At 60.6% G+C, this 18777-nt stretch carries 15 protein-coding genes and 4 tRNA genes; 12 read left to right on the top strand and 7 right to left on the bottom strand.

The window, feature by feature from the left end:
* Window positions 1–68: 68 nt before the first annotated feature.
* Entirely contained in the window at window positions 69–2516 is a 2448-nt protein-coding gene (locus FIV39_RS15250; RefSeq protein ID WP_090399863.1) for an acyl-CoA dehydrogenase, read from the bottom strand.
* Window positions 2517–2719: 203 nt separating this feature from the next.
* Between FIV39_RS15250 and FIV39_RS15245 the strand changes: the two genes are divergently transcribed.
* The 4 genes from FIV39_RS15245 to FIV39_RS15230 all read left to right on the top strand — a co-directional run bounded on the left by FIV39_RS15245 (window position 2720) and on the right by FIV39_RS15230 (window position 5896).
* The gene (locus tag FIV39_RS15245) at window positions 2720–3379 is read left to right on the top strand and encodes a transglutaminase-like domain-containing protein (RefSeq protein ID WP_090399861.1); all 660 of its coding nucleotides are present in this window, start codon (window positions 2720–2722) and stop codon (window positions 3377–3379) included.
* 56 nt (window positions 3380–3435) lie between these two features.
* Window positions 3436–4053 carry a glutathione S-transferase family protein gene (locus FIV39_RS15240; RefSeq protein ID WP_090399859.1) on the top strand — a complete coding sequence of 206 codons (618 nt, stop codon included), beginning with the start codon at window positions 3436–3438 and terminating at the stop codon, window positions 4051–4053.
* A gap of 134 nt (window positions 4054–4187) precedes the next feature.
* Window positions 4188–5120, top strand: a complete 933-nt coding sequence (locus FIV39_RS15235; RefSeq protein WP_090399856.1) for an ABC transporter ATP-binding protein — start codon at window positions 4188–4190, stop codon at window positions 5118–5120.
* Window positions 5117–5896 (top strand): ABC transporter permease, encoded by a 780-nt coding sequence (locus FIV39_RS15230; RefSeq protein WP_012723134.1) that lies wholly within the window; start codon window positions 5117–5119, stop codon window positions 5894–5896. Before FIV39_RS15235 ends, FIV39_RS15230 begins: the two co-directional genes overlap by 4 nt.
* 126 nt (window positions 5897–6022) lie before the next feature.
* On the opposite strand, the gene FIV39_RS15225 is transcribed toward FIV39_RS15230, so the two are convergent.
* Entirely contained in the window at window positions 6023–6562 is a 540-nt protein-coding gene (locus tag FIV39_RS15225) for a TetR/AcrR family transcriptional regulator (RefSeq protein WP_090399852.1), read from the bottom strand.
* A 90-nt stretch (window positions 6563–6652) separates the two neighbouring features.
* Between FIV39_RS15225 and FIV39_RS15220 the strand changes: the two genes are divergently transcribed.
* The 3 genes from FIV39_RS15220 to FIV39_RS15210 all read left to right on the top strand — a co-directional run bounded on the left by FIV39_RS15220 (window position 6653) and on the right by FIV39_RS15210 (window position 11021).
* Window positions 6653–7852, top strand: a complete 1200-nt coding sequence (locus FIV39_RS15220) for an MFS transporter (RefSeq protein ID WP_090399850.1) — start codon at window positions 6653–6655, stop codon at window positions 7850–7852.
* 88 nt (window positions 7853–7940) lie between these two features.
* Window positions 7941–9089 carry a TDT family transporter gene (locus FIV39_RS15215; protein ID WP_090399847.1) on the top strand — a complete coding sequence of 383 codons (1149 nt, stop codon included), beginning with the start codon at window positions 7941–7943 and terminating at the stop codon, window positions 9087–9089.
* A 57-nt stretch (window positions 9090–9146) separates the two neighbouring features.
* Complete coding sequence (locus tag FIV39_RS15210) at window positions 9147–11021, top strand: MFS transporter (RefSeq protein ID WP_090399845.1); 1875 nt, start codon at window positions 9147–9149, stop codon at window positions 11019–11021.
* Between the two features lie 116 nt (window positions 11022–11137).
* Here the strand turns inward: FIV39_RS15210 and sugE are convergent, their stop codons facing one another.
* The 3 genes from sugE to rdgC all read right to left on the bottom strand — a co-directional run bounded on the left by sugE (window position 11138) and on the right by rdgC (window position 13553).
* Window positions 11138–11452 (bottom strand): quaternary ammonium compound efflux SMR transporter SugE, encoded by a 315-nt coding sequence (gene sugE / locus FIV39_RS15205; RefSeq protein WP_090399843.1) that lies wholly within the window; start codon window positions 11450–11452, stop codon window positions 11138–11140.
* Window positions 11453–11559: 107 nt separating this feature from the next.
* Entirely contained in the window at window positions 11560–12525 is a 966-nt protein-coding gene (locus FIV39_RS15200) for a bile acid:sodium symporter family protein (protein ID WP_090399841.1), read from the bottom strand.
* Window positions 12526–12632: 107 nt separating this feature from the next.
* The gene (gene rdgC, locus FIV39_RS15195) at window positions 12633–13553 is read right to left on the bottom strand and encodes a recombination-associated protein RdgC (RefSeq protein ID WP_090399838.1); all 921 of its coding nucleotides are present in this window, start codon (window positions 13551–13553) and stop codon (window positions 12633–12635) included.
* A 159-nt stretch (window positions 13554–13712) separates the two neighbouring features.
* Between rdgC and FIV39_RS15190 the strand changes: the two genes are divergently transcribed.
* From FIV39_RS15190 to FIV39_RS15175, 4 genes are all read left to right on the top strand, one after another.
* A tRNA-Val gene (locus FIV39_RS15190) sits at window positions 13713–13788 on the top strand.
* Between the two features lie 19 nt (window positions 13789–13807).
* Window positions 13808–13884, top strand: a tRNA-Asp gene (locus tag FIV39_RS15185).
* 176 nt (window positions 13885–14060) lie between these two features.
* Window positions 14061–14136: transfer RNA gene (locus FIV39_RS15180), tRNA-Val, on the top strand.
* Between the two features lie 19 nt (window positions 14137–14155).
* Window positions 14156–14232, top strand: a tRNA-Asp gene (locus FIV39_RS15175).
* A 338-nt stretch (window positions 14233–14570) separates the two neighbouring features.
* On the opposite strand, the gene FIV39_RS15170 is transcribed toward FIV39_RS15175, so the two are convergent.
* Window positions 14571–15737, bottom strand: coding sequence for a catalase family protein (locus FIV39_RS15170; RefSeq protein ID WP_090399835.1), 1167 nt, complete (start codon window positions 15735–15737; stop codon window positions 14571–14573).
* A complete protein-coding gene (locus tag FIV39_RS15165) occupies window positions 15734–17542 on the bottom strand; it encodes a di-heme-cytochrome C peroxidase (protein ID WP_090399833.1) in 1809 nt (602 codons plus the stop codon). The genes FIV39_RS15170 and FIV39_RS15165 overlap by 4 nt, the downstream gene beginning before the upstream one ends.
* Window positions 17543–17800: 258 nt before the next feature.
* On the opposite strand from FIV39_RS15165, the gene FIV39_RS15160 reads away from it, so the two are divergent.
* Window positions 17801–18532, top strand: coding sequence for an FKBP-type peptidyl-prolyl cis-trans isomerase (locus FIV39_RS15160; RefSeq protein ID WP_053128690.1), 732 nt, complete (start codon window positions 17801–17803; stop codon window positions 18530–18532).
* Window positions 18533–18777 lie beyond the last annotated feature (245 nt).

Raw genomic sequence — 18777 nt, 5'->3', positions numbered from 1 at the left:
GACGCCGTCAAAACGGATCAGTATTTGTGAGGCAGGGCACTTTGCCCGTTTTTATATGACCGCTCAACTCAGCGGACTTTACCCTCGGTGTGTACCAGCTCTTCCTTGCTGAAATCATCCACATCGATCACCTTGCGCCGTGCCGCTTCGGCGTCACGCAGGGTTTGCGCTTCCGCCGGTTGCAGCACACCGGCATGCAGCGCGGCGTCGATGGCATGCTCGCCGGCAGTCGGTTTGACCTGGCCGCTTTTGAGCGCGGCATGCAGTTTTTTCTGCAGCGGGTGGCTGGCACCCAGCAGGTCGTAGGCATGTTGTAGCGCGCCCACCGGATCTTCTGCCGATTGCGGGCGGTAGCAGCCCGCGAGCAATTCTTCCAGGGTCGGGTCGCCTTTGGCGCGGCCAATCACCGCAGCTACTTCGGCGTCCAGCGCATCGGAAGGGCCGGTGTGGCGACGCCCGAACGGGAACACAATCACCCGCAGCAGGCAACCCAGCACTTTATTCGGGAAGTTGCTCAGCAGTTCATCCAGCGCGCGCTCGGACTCGCCGAGGCTTTCTTCCATGGCCCAGGCGAACAGCGGTTCCAGATGATCCGGCGAATCCAGGTCGTGATAACGCTTCAGCGCCGCCGAGGCCAGGTACATGTGGCTGAGCACATCACCGAGGCGTGCCGACAGGCGTTCGCGGCGTTTCAACTCGCCGCCCAGCAGCATCATGCTCAGGTCGGCGAGCAGCGCGAACGCAGCAGCCTGCCGGTTCAATGCGCGGAAATAACCCTGGCTCAAACGGTTGCCCGGGGCCTTCTCGAAATGCCCAACGCCGAGGTTCAGCACCAGGGTGCTGGCGGCGTTGCTCACGGCAAAGCCGATGTGTTGCATCAGCAGCCCGTCAAATTCCTTCAGCGCTTGGTCATGGTCTTCGCGACCGGCCAACGCCATTTCCTTGAGCACGAACGGATGGCAGCGGATGGCACCCTGGCCGAAGATCATCAGGTTGCGCGAGAGGATATTCGCGCCTTCCACGGTGATGAAGATCGGCGCGCCCTGCCAGCTGCGGCCCAGGTAGTTGTTCGGGCCCATGATGATGCCCTTGCCGCCGTGCACGTCCATGGCGTGGCTGATGCACTCGCGGCCGCGTTCGGTCAGGTGGTACTTGAGGATCGCCGACAGCACCGAGGGTTTTTCGCCAAGGTCCACGGCGTTGGCGGTGAGCATGCGCGCGCTGTCCATCAGCCAGGCGTTGCCGCCGATGCGGGCCAGGGCTTCCTGGATACCTTCGAACGCCGACAGCGGTACGTTGAACTGTTCGCGTACCTGGGCATATTGGCCGGTCACCAGGCTGGTGAACTTGGCCGCGCCGGTGCCCACGGCGGGCAGGGAGATCGAACGGCCGACCGACAGGCAGTTCATCAGCATCATCCAGCCTTTGCCGAGCATTTCCTGGCCGCCGATGAGGTACTCCAGGGGGATGAACACGTCCTTGCCGGAGTTCGGGCCGTTCATGAACGCGGCGCCGAGGGGCAGGTGGCGACGGCCGATTTCCACTCCAGGGGTGTCGGTAGGGATCAGCGCAAGGCTGATGCCCAGGTCTTCTTCTTCACCCAGCAGATGGTCCGGGTCGTGGGCCTTGAAGGCCAGGCCCAGCAGGGTCGCGACCGGGCCAAGGGTGATGTAGCGTTTTTCCCAGTTCAGGCGCAGGCCGAGGGTTTCCTTGCCTTCCCATTCGCCTTTGCAGATCACGCCGGTGTCAGGCATGGCGCCGGCATCGGAGCCGGCCAGCGGGCCGGTGAGGGCGAAGCATGGGATGTCATCGCCACGCGCCAGGCGCGGCAGGTAGTGGTTGCGTTGTTCGTCGGTGCCGTAATGCAGCAGCAGTTCGGCCGGGCCGAGGGAGTTGGGCACCATCACGGTGGAGGCCAGGTCGCCGCTGCGGGTCGCGAGTTTCATCGCGACCTGGGAGTGGGCATAAGCAGAGAAACCTTTGCCGCCATATTCCTTGGGAATGATCAGGGCGAAGAAACCGTGGGTCTTGATGTGGTCCCAAGCGGCTGGCGGCAGGTCCATGGCCTGGCCGATTTCCCAGTCGCTGACCATGGCGCAGAGTTCTTCGGTGGGGCCGTCGATAAATGCCTGTTCTTCTTCGGTCAGTTGGGCCTTGGGATAGGCCAGCAACTTGTCCCAGTCGGGGCGACCGCTGAACAGTTCGCCATCCCACCAAACGGTGCCGGCGTCGATGGCATCGCGTTCGGTCTCGGACATCGGCGGCAGAACTTTCTGAAACCAGCTGAACAGCGGCTTGCTGAAGTATTGGCGGCGCAGGTCCGGCAACAGCAGGGGCGCGGCCACTACAGCGATCAACACCCAGAAAATCAACAGCAGCCAACCCGGTGCGTGGCTCCAGGCGCCCATCGCCAGCAGGTAAACGGCGACCACACCCAGGGCGGGCAGGGGGGCGACGCGGCGATGTGCAAGGTAGGCAATGCCGACCACCAGAACCAGTATCCACAACAACAGCATATTCAATCCTCCGTGAAACCAGGGGCGAAACCACCAGGGAGCTTAGTCGGCATCCGAACAAGCGGGGTGATCAGGGTGTTACAAGTTGTACTGGAAGTTATGTTGGGAGCGCCTCTCATCAGGCGCCGACATTTGGCCGATTCGTCGTTAACTCTAGGGCAGGCCTGTCGTTAAACTCCAGGCTTCCTTCGGAGATCAAGCTCATGGATACGTACCTGAGTCCCAGCCGCTTCATCGATAGTGACCACCCTGCGGTGGTGGAGTTCGCCGAAAAACATCGTGGCTCCAGCGCGAATTTACGTGACCAGGCGGTCAGTCTGTATTACGCCGTGCGTGAGGCGATTCGCTACAACCCCTACACCTTCAGCCGCGCCCCCGGCAGCCTGAGCGCCAGCTTTGCCCTGGCCGCCGGCGAAAGCTATTGCGTGCCCAAGGCCACCTTGCTCGCCGCCTGCGCCCGCCACTGCGGCATTCCGGCGCGCATCGGCCTGGCGGACGTGCGCAACCACCTGTCGACGCCGCGCCTGATTGCGTTGCTCAAGAGTGATGTGTTTGCCATGCATGGCTACACCGAGCTTTACCTGGACGGCCACTGGGTCAAGGCGACCCCGGCGTTCAACCGGCAACTGTGTGACGTCTTCGACGTACCGCCGCTGGACTTCGACGGAGTCAACGACAGCGTATTCCATGCATTCAACCGCCAGGGGCAGCGCTCGATGGAGTACGTGGTGGACCATGGCCAGTTCCCGGATGTGCCCGAGGATTTTTTCTTCGCGCATATCCAGGCCTGTTACCCGCACTTGTTCGGCGAGGACATGCCGACCCTGCTGGGCGATATTCAGAGCGATTTAAGCCGCGCGTGAACCGGCGTATGCTGCTGCGTTCATCCAGCCATGTTCATCAACAATAAGGCGCGGTCATGCTGAAGATCTGGGGTCGTAAAAATTCATCAAACGTCAGGAAAGCACTGTGGTGCGCCGAGGAACTCGGCCTGGACTATGAGGCAATTGATGCGGGCGGGGCTTTTGGTGTGGTCGACACGCCGCAATACCGGGCCTTGAACCCTAACGGCCGGGTGCCGATGATCGAGGACGGCGACTTTGTGTTGTGGGAGTCCAACACCATCGTGCGTTACCTCTGCGCCAAGCACGCGTCGGCGTTTTACCCGAGTGACCTGCAAGTGCGCGCCAGCGCTGAAAAATGGATGGACTGGACCACCTCGACCCTGGCCGAGCCGTTCAAGGCCGTGTTCTGGGGCGTTGTGCGCACCCCGGCGGAAAAGCAGAACTGGGACAGCATCAACGCCGGGCGTCAGGCCTGTATTGATGCACTGAGCACCGTGGACAGCGTATTGGCCGACCAGCCTTACCTGTCGGGCGACACCTTCGGCATCGGTGATATTCCCCTGGGCTGCTTTATCTACGCCTGGTTCGAGATGCCCATCGAACGCCCTTCTATGCCCCATCTGGAGGCCTGGTACCAGCGCCTGCAACAACGCCCGGCCTACCGCAAAGCGGTCATGACCGCGTTGACTTAATACTGACTATTAATACAGGTGACTGTACTTGTGCGGCGCGGGCAAGCACCATGCTTGTCATGCGCCGCCGTTGAACTACGTGCGCTGCGCCCTCATCTACTGTTTCTATTCCCTTCTTTGGTGCGTATTCCGATATGAGTTCCGCTCTGTCCATCCGGCAGCTAACCAAAACCTACGGCAACGGTTTCCAGGCCCTGAGTGGTATCGATCTGGACGTTGCCGAAGGTGACTTCTTCGCCTTGCTCGGTCCCAACGGCGCCGGCAAATCCACCACCATCGGTATTCTCTCCACCTTGGTCAACAAGACCAGCGGCACGGTGAATATCTTCGGCCACGACCTGGACAAATCCCCGGCGGCGCTCAAGCGTTCCATCGGCGTGGTGCCCCAGGAATTCAACTTCAACCAGTTCGAAAAGACCTTCGACATCGTCGTGACCCAGGCTGGCTACTACGGCATCCCGGCGAAAATCGCCAAGGAACGCGCCGAGCAGTACCTGACTCAACTGGGCCTGTGGGACAAGCGCGACGTGCCGTCCCGCTCGCTGTCCGGCGGCATGAAGCGTCGCCTGATGATTGCCCGTGCACTGGTGCATGAACCGCGCCTGTTGATCCTCGATGAACCCACCGCCGGCGTGGACATCGAACTGCGCCGTTCGATGTGGACCTTCCTCACCGAGCTGAACGAGAAGGGCATCACCATCATCCTCACCACTCATTACCTTGAAGAGGCTGAGCAGCTGTGCCGCAACATCGGCATCATCGACCACGGCACTATCGTCGAGAACACCAGCATGCGTAACCTGCTGGGCCAGTTGCATGTGGAGACCTTCCTGCTCGACTTGAAGAACAACCTGTCGGTGGCGCCGCAACTGCTTGGCTACCCCAGCCGCCTGGTGGACAGCCACACCCTGGAAGTCCAGGTGGATAAAGCCATGGGCATCACTGCGTTGTTCACCCAGTTGGCGACCCAGAACATCGAAGTGCTGAGCCTGCGCAATAAAACCAATCGCCTTGAGGAGTTGTTCGTGTCCCTGGTGGAGAAAAATCTGACGAAGGTGGCGGTATGAGTTCTGAACTTCAACCCAACCTCGTCGCGCTGCAGACCATCGTCTACCGCGAAGTGAAGCGCTTTACCCGGATCTGGCCGCAGACCCTGCTGCCGCCGGCGATCACCATGGTTTTGTACTTTGTGATCTTCGGTAACCTGATCGGCCGGCAGATCGGCGATATGGGTGGTTTCACCTACATGGAGTACATCGTGCCGGGCCTGATCATGATGTCGGTGATCACCAACTCCTACGGCAACGTGGTCTCCAGTTTCTTCGGCAGCAAGTTCCAGCGCTCCATCGAAGAGCTGATGGTCTCGCCGGTGTCGCCGCACACCATCCTGATCGGCTACACCCTGGGCGGCGTGCTGCGTGGCCTGATGGTGGGGGTGATCGTGACCCTGCTGTCGCTGTTCTTCACCCACCTGCAGGTGCATCACCTCGGGGTCACCATTCTGGTGGTGGTGCTGACGGCGACGATCTTCTCGCTGCTGGGGTTTATCAACGCCGTGTTCGCACGCAACTTCGATGATATTTCGATCATCCCGACCTTTGTGCTGACACCGCTGACCTACCTGGGCGGGGTGTTCTACTCCATCACCTTGCTGCCGCCATTCTGGCAGACCGTGTCGCTGGCCAACCCGGTGCTGCACATGGTCAACGCCTTCCGCTACGGCATCCTGGGTGTGTCGGATATCAAGATCAGCGTGGCGATCACCTTCATGCTGGTGGCGACGGTGGTGTTGTATATCGGTTGCGCGAAGTTGCTGGTGAGCGGGCGCGGGATGCGTACCTGATAAACGCGGTCAAAAAATGTGGGAGGGGGCTTGCTCCCGATGGCGGTATGTCAGTCAGCTTATCTGTAGCTGACACATCGCAATCGGGAGCAAGCCCCCTCCCACATTTGGTTGTGTGTCAGGTCTTCAGGCCTTCAGCGCCAGCTCGATCAGCGTATGCAACTCCTCAACAGCCAACGGCTCCGACGAGAACAGAATACGAAACACCGTCGGCGCCGCGAGCAAGTTGATCAAGCGGTCCACGCTCGGCGGCGAGTCTTGAGGATAACGATCAACAATCGCCTGAAACTGCCCGCTCAAGATGCTCACGCAGTACCCCGGCGTCACCCTGCATTGCACATCGCGCATCATGTTGCGGCCCGGCTCCGAACTCATCTCATCCAGGTACTGCTCGGCCCACGCCCGCAAGTCGCCACGCAGGCTGCCGGTGTTGGCGGGCTCGCTGTCGGGGCGCATACGCGCCAGGGCCACATCCGCGAGCAGCACCGAGAGGTCGCCCCAACGCCGGTAGATGGTCGAGGGCGTGACGCCTGCGCGCGCGGCAATCATCGGCACCGTGACACTGGAGCGCTCATGGCTTTCCAGCAATTCACGCACGGCCGAATGGACCGATTCTTGTACCCGGGCACTGCGGCCCCCCGGGCGGAGGCCTTCTTTTATCGCCATGCCGCGACCTTAACACAAAGAATTTGCTTTAAGCGCTGGCGGGTAGCACACTCCGCAAAAGCAAAATATTAGCTTTAGCGGAGCGTGCCCATGTCCAGCCTTACTTCTCATCGTTCCAGCCTGGTGTTCCTGGCGGTCACTTTGCTGACGTTTCTCGCGGCTTCCAGTGCGCCGACACCGTTGTATCACCTGTATCAGGAGGGGCTGCATTTTTCGGCAGGCATGCTCACGCTGATCTTTGGCGTGTACGCCTTGAGCCTGTTGGCGGCGCTGTTGACCGTGGGCTCGCTGTCGGACCACCTGGGACGCAAGCCGGTGATTTTTACTGCGCTGGTCCTGAATATGCTGGCGATGTTGCTGTTTATCAATGAAGACAGCGTGGCCTGGCTGATCGCCGCGCGTACGGTGCAGGGGTTTGCCACCGGCATGGCCACGGCGGTGCTGGGTGCGGCATTGCTCGACACCGACCGCCAGCAGGGACCGCTGGTCAACAGTGTGGCGCCTTTGCTGGGCATGGCGTGCGGTGCGATGGGCAGCAGTGTGCTGGCGGAGTTCGCGCCGCTGCCGACGCAGTTGATCTACTGGACGCTGCTGGCGCTGATGCTGGTGCAGGCGCTGTATGTATGGCGCCTACCGGAAACCGTTGATCGCATTCCCGGTGCACTGGCATCGCTGCGCCCCACGTTGCATGTGCCGCCCCAGGCGCGTCGAGCGTTGTGGCTGTCGCTGCCGGTGGACGTGGCGGTGTGGGCGATGGGGGGCTTTTACTTGTCCCTGGCGCCGTCGCTGGTGCGGGCGGCGACAGGTTCTACGTCGAACCTTATCGGCGGCGGCCTGGTGGCGGTGCTGACGGTGAGCGGGGCGCTGATGATCTTCACCCTGCGCAATCGCCCGGCCAGCAAGGTGCTGCGCCTCGGCGCGACGCTGTTGGCTGTGGGTGTGGCGCTGATCCTCACGGCGGTGCACAGCGCCAGCCTGCCGCTGTTTTTTATCGCCACGTTGATCGCCGGCAGCGGCTTCGGCGCCGGCTTTCTCGGCGCGTTGCGCAGTGTGGTGCCGTTGGCCTTGCCCCATGAACGGGCAGGCTTGATGTCGGCATTCTATGTGCTGAGTTATTTGGCGTTTTGCTTGCCTTCGCTGCTGGCGGGCAACCTGATTCGCAGCTTTGGCCTGATCGCCACCACCGACGGTTACGGCGCAGTCCTCATTCTGCTGGCCCTCGGGGCGTTGGTCGCTTTGCTGCTGCAGGATTCGGCAAAGTCCAAGGCAGCCTGCATATCTACAAAGTAGATAACAGTTAGAGATATTACCCGTTATATAGATATTCGATCAGGTTCTACCATGGCCTCAACCTCATGCGAGGAAGAGGATTGCCATCATGACCTGCTCGACGACCATCAGCTACAGACCCTTCAGTCACCTGACCCGCCCTCGGGAAGTGATTCGCCAATTCACCCCCAACTGGTTCGCCGCGACCATGGGCACCGGCGTGCTGGCGTTGGCCCTGGCGCAATGGCCGGTCAACCTGCCAGGTTTGCATGCCATTGCCGAAGCGCTGTGGTGGTTCACCATTGGCTTGTTCATCTTGTTCAGTGGCTTGTATGCCGCGCGCTGGGTGATGTTTTTCCACGAGGCGCGGCGGATTTTCGGGCACTCCACGGTCTCGATGTTCTTCGGCACCATTCCCATGGGCCTGGCGACCATTCTCAATGGCTTGCTGCTGTTTGGCCTGCCGCGTTGGGGCGGCGACGTGATCCCGCTGGCCGAAGCCCTGTGGTGGCTGGATGTGGTGATGGCCCTGGCCTGCGGTGTGCTGATCCCGTTCATGATGTTCACCCGCCAGGAACACAGCATCGACCAGATGACGGCTGTCTGGTTGCTGCCGGTGGTGGCGGCCGAAGTCGCCGCAGCCAGCGGTGGCTTGCTCGCGCCGCACCTGGCGGATGTTCACTCGCAACTGGTAATGCTGGTGACCAGCTACGTGTTGTGGGCGTTTTCGCTGCCGGTGGCGTTCAGCATCCTGACCATCCTGATGTTGCGCATGGCCCTGCACAAACTGCCCCACGCCAATATGGCCGCGTCGAGCTGGCTGGCGCTGGGTCCGATCGGTACCGGTGCCCTGGGCATGTTGTTGCTGGGCGGCGATGCGCCAGCGATCTTTGCCGCTAACGGCTTACCTGGCGTGGGTGAAATGGCCAATGGTCTCGGCCTGGTTGCAGGTATCACCCTGTGGGGCTTCGGCTTATGGTGGATGCTGATCGCGGTATTGATCACCCTGCGTTACCTGCGCGGCGGTATTCCGTTCAACCTGGGCTGGTGGGGCTTTACCTTCCCTTTGGGGGTGTACGCCCTGGCCACGCTGAAGCTGGCGAGCCTGCTGCACCTGGGCTTCTTCAGCGCATTCGGTAGCCTGCTGGTGGTAGCGTTGGCGCTGATGTGGCTGATCGTGGCCAAGCGCACTCTGCAGGGCGCCTATAAAGGAGAGCTTTTTGTTTCGCCATGCATTGCAGGACTAGGGAATAAGTAAGCGGAGTTAGGTAAAGTCGTGGCCTGATAACTATTAGGCCACGCAGGAACACGGACGATGAGCCACCCCTCACAATTCACCTTGCTGCGCACACGGCGCTTCCTGCCGTTTTTCATCACCCAGTTGCTGGGCGCTTTCAATGACAACATCTTCAAGCAATCGCTGATCCTGGCGATTCTCTACAAGCTCACCATCGACGGTGACCGTACTATTTGGGTCAACCTGTGCGCCTTGCTGTTTATCCTGCCGTTCTTCCTGTTCTCGGCGCTGGCCGGGCAGTTTGGCGAGAAATACAACAAGGATGCGTTGATCCGCGCGATCAAGATCGGCGAGATCGTGATCATGGCCGTGGGTGCCACAGGCTTTCTGTTCAATCATTTGGAATTGATGCTGCTGGCGTTGTTTGCCATGGGCACCCACTCGGCGTTGTTCGGTCCGGTGAAGTACTCGATCATGCCCCAGGCCCTGCACGAAGATGAGCTGGTAGGTGGCAATGGCCTGGTGGAGATGGGCACGTTCCTGGCCATCCTCGCCGGCACCATTGGCGCCGGGATCATGATGTCGTCCACCGATTACGCGCCGATCGTGGCGGTGGCGATTGTCGGCGTGGCCGTGCTGGGTTACCTGGCAAGCCGCCACATTCCGCGGGCAGCGGCCTCTACGCCGCAACTGCGCCTGGACTGGAATATCTTCACCCAGTCGTGGGCCACGCTGCGCATGGGCCTGGGGCAGACGCCGGCGGTGTCGCGCTCGATTGTCGGTAACTCATGGTTCTGGTTTGTCGGCGCGATCTACCTGACGCAGATCCCGGCCTACGCCAAGGAGTGGTTGTACGGCGATGAAACCGTGGTCACCCTGATCCTCACCGTGTTCTCGGTGGGCATCGCCCTGGGCTCGATGCTCTGCGAAAAACTCTCGGGGCGTAAGGTGGAAATCGGCCTGGTGCCGTTTGGCTCCTTTGGCCTGACGGTGTTCGGCCTGCTGCTCTGGTGGCATTCCGGCGGCTTCCCGCAGAACGTTCAAGCGAATGATTGGCTCGCGGTGCTCAGCTATGGCCAAGCCTGGTGGGTGTTGTTCGATATCCTTGGCCTGGGTGTGTTCGGCGGCTTCTATATCGTGCCGCTGTACGCGCTGATCCAGTCGCGTACCGCCGAGAACGAGCGGGCGCGAGTGATCGCCGCCAACAACATCCTCAATGCGCTGTTCATGGTGGTGTCGGCGATCGTGTCGATCCTACTGCTGAGCGTGGCCAAGCTGTCGATCCCCGAGTTGTTCCTGGTGGTGTCGCTGCTCAACATCGCAGTCAACACCTACATCTTCAGGATCGTCCCCGAGTTCACCATGCGCTTCATGATCTGGCTGCTCAGCCATTCCATGTACCGGGTGGAGCATCGCAACCTCGACCTGATCCCGGACGAAGGCGCAGCGTTGCTGGTATGCAATCACGTGTCGTTTGTCGATGCGCTGTTGATTGGTGGCGCGGTGCGTCGGCCGATTCGCTTTGTCATGTACTACAAGATCTACCGCTTGCCAGTGCTGAACTTTATCTTCCGCACCGCCGGGGCGATTCCGATTGCCGGGCGCAACGAAGACATCCAGATCTACGAAAAGGCCTTCACGCGCATTGCCCAGTACCTGAAGGACGGGGAGTTGGTGTGCATCTTCCCGGAAGGCAAGCTGACCAGTGATGGCGAGATGAACGAGTTCCGCGGTGGCGTGACACGCATTCTGGAAGAGACGCCGGTGCCGGTGATTCCGATGGCGCTGCAGGGGTTGTGGGGGAGTTTCTTCAGTCGCGATCCGAACAAGGGCTTCTTTCATCGAATCTGGTCACGGGTGGTGTTGGTGGCGGGTAAGCCGATTGCTGTGGAGGCGGCTACGCCTGCGCAGTTGCAGGCGGTGGTCGGTGTTTTGCGGGGGAGTGTCAGGTAGTTCTGTGCTGGGTGTACTGGCCTCATCGGGGGCAAGCCCCCTCCCACCTAGACCGCGTTCGTCAGAACAACTCGGTCAAATGTGGGAGGGGGCCTGCCCTCGATTGCGGTAGCGGCCTAAGCGCTGATCTTAAGACCAATAAGCCCGCAAATGATCAGCGCCACACTGGCCAACCGAAACAGCGCCATGGATTCCCCGAACAGGATAATCCCGGCAATCACGGTGCCCACCGCGCCCACGCCGGTCCAGATGGCATAGGCGGTGCCCAGGGGCAGTTCTTTCATGGCCAGCCCCAGCAGGCCGAGGCTGATGGCCATGGCGGCAACGGTCAGGACAGTGGGCAGCGGCCTGCTGAAACCGTCGGTGTACTTCAAGCCGACGGCCCAGCCGACTTCGAACAGGCCGGCAAAAAACAGAATGATCCAGGACATGATGACCTCGCTTTTTCAGGCGGGGTCGTCCCCGGATTGTGCGCCTCGATAGCGTCGCGAGGTCGTCCCCGCGAAGCTCTGTAGAGTGCCGAAAATTGATCATGCGATCAAGTTTGTGGCGTGTTCTCCAGTGCGCGGCGGTCTTCCTTCTCGCTCATGCGACGGAAATACGTCGACAGCAACGCCCCGGAAATATTGTGCCAGACACTGAACAACGCACTGGGCACTGCCGCCAACGGCGAGAAGTGCGCGCTGGCCAATGCGGCGCCGAGCCCGGAATTCTGCATGCCCACTTCCAGCGCCAACGACTTGCGTTGGGCCAACGGCAGTTTGAACACACGGCCGGTGAAGTAGCCCAGCAGGTAACCGAAGCTGTTATGCAGCATGACCACGGCCATGATCAGCAGGCCCGATTCGGCAATTTTCGCCTGGCTGGCCGCCACTACTGCGGCGACGATGATCACAATGCTGACCACCGACACCAGTGGCAGCACGTCCACCGCGTGGCGGACCCGCTCGCCGAGCACGCGTTGTGCGACCACGCCGAGCACGATCGGCAGCAACACCACTTGCAGTATCGACCAGAACAACTCCATGAACGACACCGGCAACCAGGCCGATGCCAACAGCCAGATCAGCGCCGGGGTGAGCAGCGGGGCGAGGAGGGTGGTGACGGCGGCGATGGCCACCGACAGCGCCAGGTCGCCACGGGCCAGCCAGGTCATCACGTTGGAGGAGGTGCCGCTTGGGCAGCAACCGACCAGGATCACGCCGACGGCAATTTCCGGCGGCAGGTGAAAGGCCTGGCACAGCAGCCACGCCACCCCCGGCATGATCACGAAGTGTGCGACTACGCCCAGGGCCACGCGCCACGGGTGGCGAGCGACTTCGGCGAAGTCTTCAAGTTTGAGGGTCAGCCCCATGCCAAACATCACCAGGCCCAGCAGCGGGACGATCGCGCTTTTCAGGCCGATGAACCAGCTGGGTTCGAGGAACGCGACGACGGCGAAGATCAACACCCAGTAGGCGAAGGTATTGCCGACGAAGCGGCTCAAGGCGGCGAGTGCGCGCATGGGAGCGTCCTTTTTTGTTCGATTTTTGAATGGCTGATGCGATCAAATGTGGGAGGGGCAAGTCGAATCGTCGCACCGCCCCTCCCACAATTTGATCTTCAAACGACTTAGATGCCTTGCGGGGTTTCTTCGCCGCCCAGGGCTTCGATCAACGCCGGCAGGAAGTCACCGAAGGTCAGCATCATCAGGGTAAAGCTGGCGTCCAGTTGGCCCAAGGCTTCTTCGCCACCGTCCTGTTCCGCCTGGTCTTGCAGCAGGTCTTCGAACTTCAGGCGCTTGACGGTCATCTTGTCGTCGAGCATGAAGGACAGCTTGTCCTGCCAGGCCAGGGACAATTGGGTAACGACTTTGCCGGTGGTCAGGTGCAACTGGATTTCTTCGCCAGTCAGGTCCTGGCGCTTGCAACGCACAATGCCGCCGTCTTCATGGGTGTCGCGCAGTTCGCATTCGTCGAGGACGAAGAAGTCATTGGCCGGTTTCTGGGTGGTGACCCAGTCGGTCATGATTGCAGTGGGCGCGGTTTTCACGGTGAGTGGGCGAACCGGCAGGGTGCCGATCACTTCACGCAGGGTGGAGAGCAGGTCTTCGGCGCGTTTCGGGCTGGCCGAGTTCACCAGGATCAGGCCCTGTTTCGGCGCGATGGCGGCAAAGGTCGACGAGCGGCGAATAAAGGCGCGCGGCAGGAAGGCCTGGATGATTTCATCCTTGATCTGGTCGCGTTCCTTTTTATAGACCTTGCGCATTTGCTCGGCTTCGATCTCTTCGACTTTCTCTTTCAGTGCGTCACGCACCACGCTACCTGGCAGGATGCGTTCTTCCTTGCGGGCGGCGATCAGCAGGAAGTCACCGCTGACGTGAACCAGGGGAGCGTCCTCGCCTTTACCGAAAGGCGCGACGAAACCGTAAGTGGTCAACTCCTGGCTTGCACAAGGGCGCGCCAGTTTGGTGGCCATTGCCGCTTCCAACGCCTCGGCATCAACAGGCAGATCTTGGGTCAGGCGATAGATAAGCAGGTTCTTGAACCACATGGGGTGAGTCTCTCCTTTATACAAAGGGGGGCATTATTCTCTTGATAGCGCCCCAGGCCAACCCTGCCTAAGCCATTGGAAGGCCTCAAAAAAAAGATTTAAGAAAGTGCTTGCCAGACCCAAGGTCGCTCCGTAGAATGCGCGCCACACCGAGACGAAGGGTGATTAGCTCAGCTGGGAGAGCATCTGCCTTACAAGCAGAGGGTCGGCGGTTCGATCCCGTCATCACCCACCATTCGCTTCAAGTGTTACGCGCAGCGGTAGTTCAGTCGGTTAGAATACCGGCCTGTCACGCCGGGGGTCGCGGGTTCGAGTCCCGTCCGCTGCGCCATATTCGGTAACCTGGAACGCTGAACGCCAGGTCACCACAGAAAGCCCGCTTAATCGCGGGCTTTTTGCTGTCCGGAATATGGCAAAAAATCGTACGGTGAACTTTTTTTGAATAAATTGCATTTAAATCAAGACATTACGATTTTTTGGTGTATGATGCGCCCACACCGAAACGAAGGGTGATTAGCTCAGCTGGGAGAGCATCTGCCTTACAAGCAGAGGGTCGGCGGTTCGATCCCGTCATCACCCACCATTCGCTTCAAGTGTTACGCGCAGCGGTAGTTCAGTCGGTTAGAATACCGGCCTGTCACGCCGGGGGTCGCGGGTTCGAGTCCCGTCCGCTGCGCCATATTCGGTAACCTGGAACACTGAACGCCAGGTCACCACGGAAAGCCCGCTCATTGAGCGGGCTTTTTTTTGCCTGCGATTTGACCTTTCTGCGCCTTGCCGTCGCCCTGGCGCTACCTGGCCTTTTTCTTGCGCGGCTGGCGCGTGGCCAAGTGCTCGAAGCAAAAAGAGGCAGTGCCGAACACGGCGATGATGGTCAGTACGATCATGCCTAGGGTTGAGCTTTCCATGATGGGCTTCCTACGTGATGGAGTAGGCGTCCACGCTAGAGTTACGGCGAAAGCGCCTCAATAGACCCGACGCAATCCTTACGGCGCCGGGCCCATTGTTACGCAGTCTTTACGGGGCGTTGCGGCTGTGGCGGTAATCGCTGACGGCCTCGTACACCGCCTTGCGCAAGCGATTGATACCGCCGATAGGTCGGTGTTCTTCCACGCCAAACCACGGGTTGAACGACTGGTTGTCGCACGCCAGGTTCTGCTCGGGCGTATCGAAGTCCTGAGCCGGGATCCGCACCTTGGCCACGCTCTCGTAGGGCGCATCGCTCTCCTTCCATTCGATGCTGGTGTCTTCGATCGGCATGAATTTCTGCGGGTTCTGCCGCTGGATCTGCAACACAAAACACGCCGGCACACGGTCGGTGGACAACTGCTGGCTCAAGGCGCTGCGCAAGAAGTTCGGCAGGTCCTGGTTCTGTTTGGGCAGGACGTATTCCGGGCAGCTCTGCGGGTCGGGCGCGACGCGGAACTTGGCATTCGCCGCGCCGAATTTGTAGGGCGAGACCGAAAAGTATGTGGTCTGCGTCGGGCTGGCCGGTGCGGGCGCCAGGGTTGCCAGGGCGATAAACAGGTGACGCACCTGCCAACTGCGCGGATCGGCCTTGGGGAAGAACGCCAGGACTTTCTTGCCATCCGCCTGGGCACCGATGTTCTGCGCGTACTCCGCCACATCGCTGACAAAGAAATTCGGGTGGCTGAACATCACGAAGTCCTGTTCCGTACGTGCCTGCTGGTCGGCCAGCAGTTGTTTGCCCGGCACGTCCAACAGCTTGAGCGCCATGCCCCGGGCATCGCGAATGCTGTCGAACTGCGGGTAGGCGTTGCCGTTGGACAACCGCATCATGGCCTGCCAGGTCTTGCCCGGTTCGGCGAACACACCCTGGCGCAATGCCGGGTCGAGATCGGCCAGTACGCTGACTTCGGCCTTCACGCAACCATGGGCCTTGGCATGGGCATCGCGCAGGTAGCGCGTGCCTTCGCGATGCTGGTCAACGATGCGCACTGCCGTCTGGATGATGCCTTGGGTCATGGCCGCTTCACCTGCGGGGATCTGCTCATTCGGCGACACCGCGCCGCTGTGCTGCCAGGCAAACCAGGCGGTGCTCGCCAGCCAGCCGAGCAGTCCCAGGCCCACCAGCCACAGCAGGGTCTTGCCGAGAAACGCGCCGATGCGCAGCCACAGGCGGGCGAGCAGGGAAGGTTGGTCGTATCGAGATCGGATCATCATGGCAGTTGTTGCTCCAGCGGGCCGCCCAGCACTTTGAGGTATTCCAGCAGCGCCCAGCGTTCCTGCGGCAGCAGGCCACGGCCGATGACGCCATTGCCACGTTGGCCTGCACGGAATTCGTGGCCGCTGTTGTGGTTGCCGGTGAGTTTGGTGTCGAACAGGAAGGCATTCTTGAAGGCTGCGGTCTCAAAACCCAGGTGACGCGGGTCGTAGTTGAAGGTGCCTTTATAGAAGGTGGTGCTGCGCTCGTCCTGAGGCGACAGCAACTGGTAGATCGTCGGCACCGAGCCGTTGTGCAGGAACGGCGGGGTAGCCCACACACCGGCCAGCGGGCGGGCCTTGTAGGCGCGCAGCTCGCGCACGCCAATGGGCAGGCCGTAGCCATCCAGGCGCGGGCGCTCGGTCGGGGTGACGCCGGCGGCGCGGTAGGCGTGGTCTTCGACGAAGGCGGTGACGTAGGCCAGGCCCTTGGCCACGGACATTTTTTTCAGGTCCAGCGGCTCGGTGGGGGTGGGGTGCAGTTCGACATTGAGCTTGGCCAGCTCCGCCGGGTCCCACTGCAGGGCACTGAGGTCGTAGCGCTGGTCGGCAATGTTGCTGGCGGTGCCTGGGTCGGTGCCGATGTACTCCACTGGCAGCATTTTCAGCTGCTGCACAGGCCTGCCATTTTCCTGGGCGACAGCGGGCACGTGGCAGCCGGTGCAGTTCTCGGCGAATAGGGCGCGACCTTGGGCGGCGAGGGGCTTGTCGATGGTGCCGAACAAGTCCTCGGGCCAGGTCGGTGGCTTGAGGCGTTGCAGAGTTTCTTCGATCAGGTTGAGGTCACGCACCCTGACGCTCGACGGGTAGCGGGCATCGCCTTGAAGCGGTTGGCCGGCGGCGTCGAAAAAGGTCAGCGTCGCGCCTACACCGAGGGCTTCACCGATATTGCGCGCCATGGGTTGCTGGGCCGAGCCGTTCCATTGCACCCAATCGAAGGTCCAGATGTCCCACAGCTGCGGGTAGTCCACCGGCGCATTGGCGACGCGGTAGTTGTCCGGCGAAATGGCATCGCCAAAACTGGCATTGGCGATGCGGCCAAAGGCGTCGGTGCGACCCGGGCCTTCTTCGGTGGGGTAGAGGCCGCGGTGGGTGTCGTTCCATGCGACCTTGAGGAACTTGTCCAGCGACTGTTTGAAGTCCTCGCGCAACTGGCTGTGCTCGGCGTCGTAGCGATCCCCCAGCACCTGGCGGGCAAACCGCTCGAATTTCCATGGGTTGTAGTAGGTGGCGGCGAGGCTGGCCACCAGTGCCTGGCCGAAACTGCCACCGCGCAGGGTTGGCACGCTGGAGGGCAGTACGTGCTGGGCCGAGCCGCCGTCGATACGCAGGGCCTGGCCCCTGAAGTGCAATTCTCCGGTATGGCAGGCGGCGCAGGTGATATCCAGGTACTCGACGTTGCTGCCGACGTTTTTATGCCGGGCGAACCCCACGGGCAGGTTGCCGGGGTTTTGCGTGGTGGGCACCTGCTTGGGGTCCACCAGGAAACCGAAGCGCGCCAGATACTCCGGTGTGGCAAAACGCCGCTCGGAAAACGGTAGTTCCAGGGCGGTGAACCAGTTGTAGTGCAGGCCTTTTACTTGGGTGCCCTGGGGCGTGAAGTAATAGGTCTGGCGGTCGGCGGCACTCCATTGGTCCTGATAGTGCACCTGCTCCACGGGCACGTAGTCGGGTAGCTTGGGGTTGACGGTGTAGTACAGCACCACGGCCAGGATCAGGCCCAGCGCGGTGAGTATCAGCAGTAAAACACGGGAAAAAATGCGCAAGATGGCTATCCTTGTCTCGGCCTTGTCGAGGGGTTGCGTTGTTATGCCACTACGCCACAGGTGGGGCAAGTGGCCATGAGCCTGGTAACAAGTGGTCCCACGATCCTTCGCAGCGACCCATCATGAATGAAAATGCTTTTAAACACGTGAACTTATCAGAAGTTTCCTGCTCACATGCCGGTAGCCATTGGTCGTGGCCGCCTGATAAGCTCGCGACTTTATTCGAATGCCCTTTTGGCGCATGAACAAGGAAATAGCATGAAACAGCATCGGTTGGCGGCGGCGGTGGCCCTGGTTAGCCTGGTACTTGCGGGTTGTGATTCGCAGACCAGCGTAGAGCTGAAAACCCCGGCGCAGAAAGCTTCCTACGGCATCGGCCTGAACATGGGCAAAAGCCTTGCTCAGGAAGGCATGGATGACCTGGACTCCAAAGCGGTAGCCCAGGGCATCGAAGATGCCGTCGGCAAGAAAGAGCAGAAGCTCAAAGACGACGAACTGGTTGAAGCGTTTGCCGCACTGCAAAAACGTGCTGAAGAACGCATGACCAAAATGAGCGAAGAGTCGGCAGCCGCCGGCAAGAAATTCCTCGAAGACAACGCCAAGAAAGACGGCGTAGTCACCACTGCTTCCGGCCTGCAGTACAAGATCACCAAGAAAGCCGACGGCCCACAGCCTAAGCCGACTGACGTGGTGACTGTTCACTACACCGGCAAGCTCACCAACGGCACCACCTTTGACAGCTCCGTGGATCGCGGTAGCCCGATTGACCTGCCGGTCAGCGGCGTGATCCCAGGTTGGGTCGAAGGCCTGCAACTGATGCACGTTGGCGAGAAGGTCGAGTTGTACATCCCGTCCGACCTGGCCTACGGCGCCCAGAGCCCGAGCCCGGCGATCCCGGCCAACTCCGTGCTGGTATTCGACCTGGAACTGCTGGCCATCAAGGACCCAGCCAAGGCTGAAGCCCCTGACGCACCAGCCGCCAAGAAGTAATCGGCGCCTGAACACATAACGCCCCGTCTCGACGGGGCGTTGTTGTATCTGAAGCCTGCGCAAATCCAAATGCGGGTGCTGGTGATCCAAACGAACGTCTGCATTGGGCAACAGTCAGTAGCGCCGACTTCTATTAAAACGTAAATATTTAGGAGGGAAATATAATAAAAACAGAGGATTAGCGTACTTTTTTGCGAAAAGTAGGATTGTAGTCTAGGGTTTATTATAGTTTACCTTAGGAGTGT

The organism is Pseudomonas grimontii, assembly GCF_007858185.1.
GTDB classification, from domain to species: Bacteria; Pseudomonadota; Gammaproteobacteria; order Pseudomonadales; family Pseudomonadaceae; genus Aquipseudomonas; species Aquipseudomonas grimontii.
This window is presented reverse-complemented; position numbering and strand designations above follow the sequence as displayed.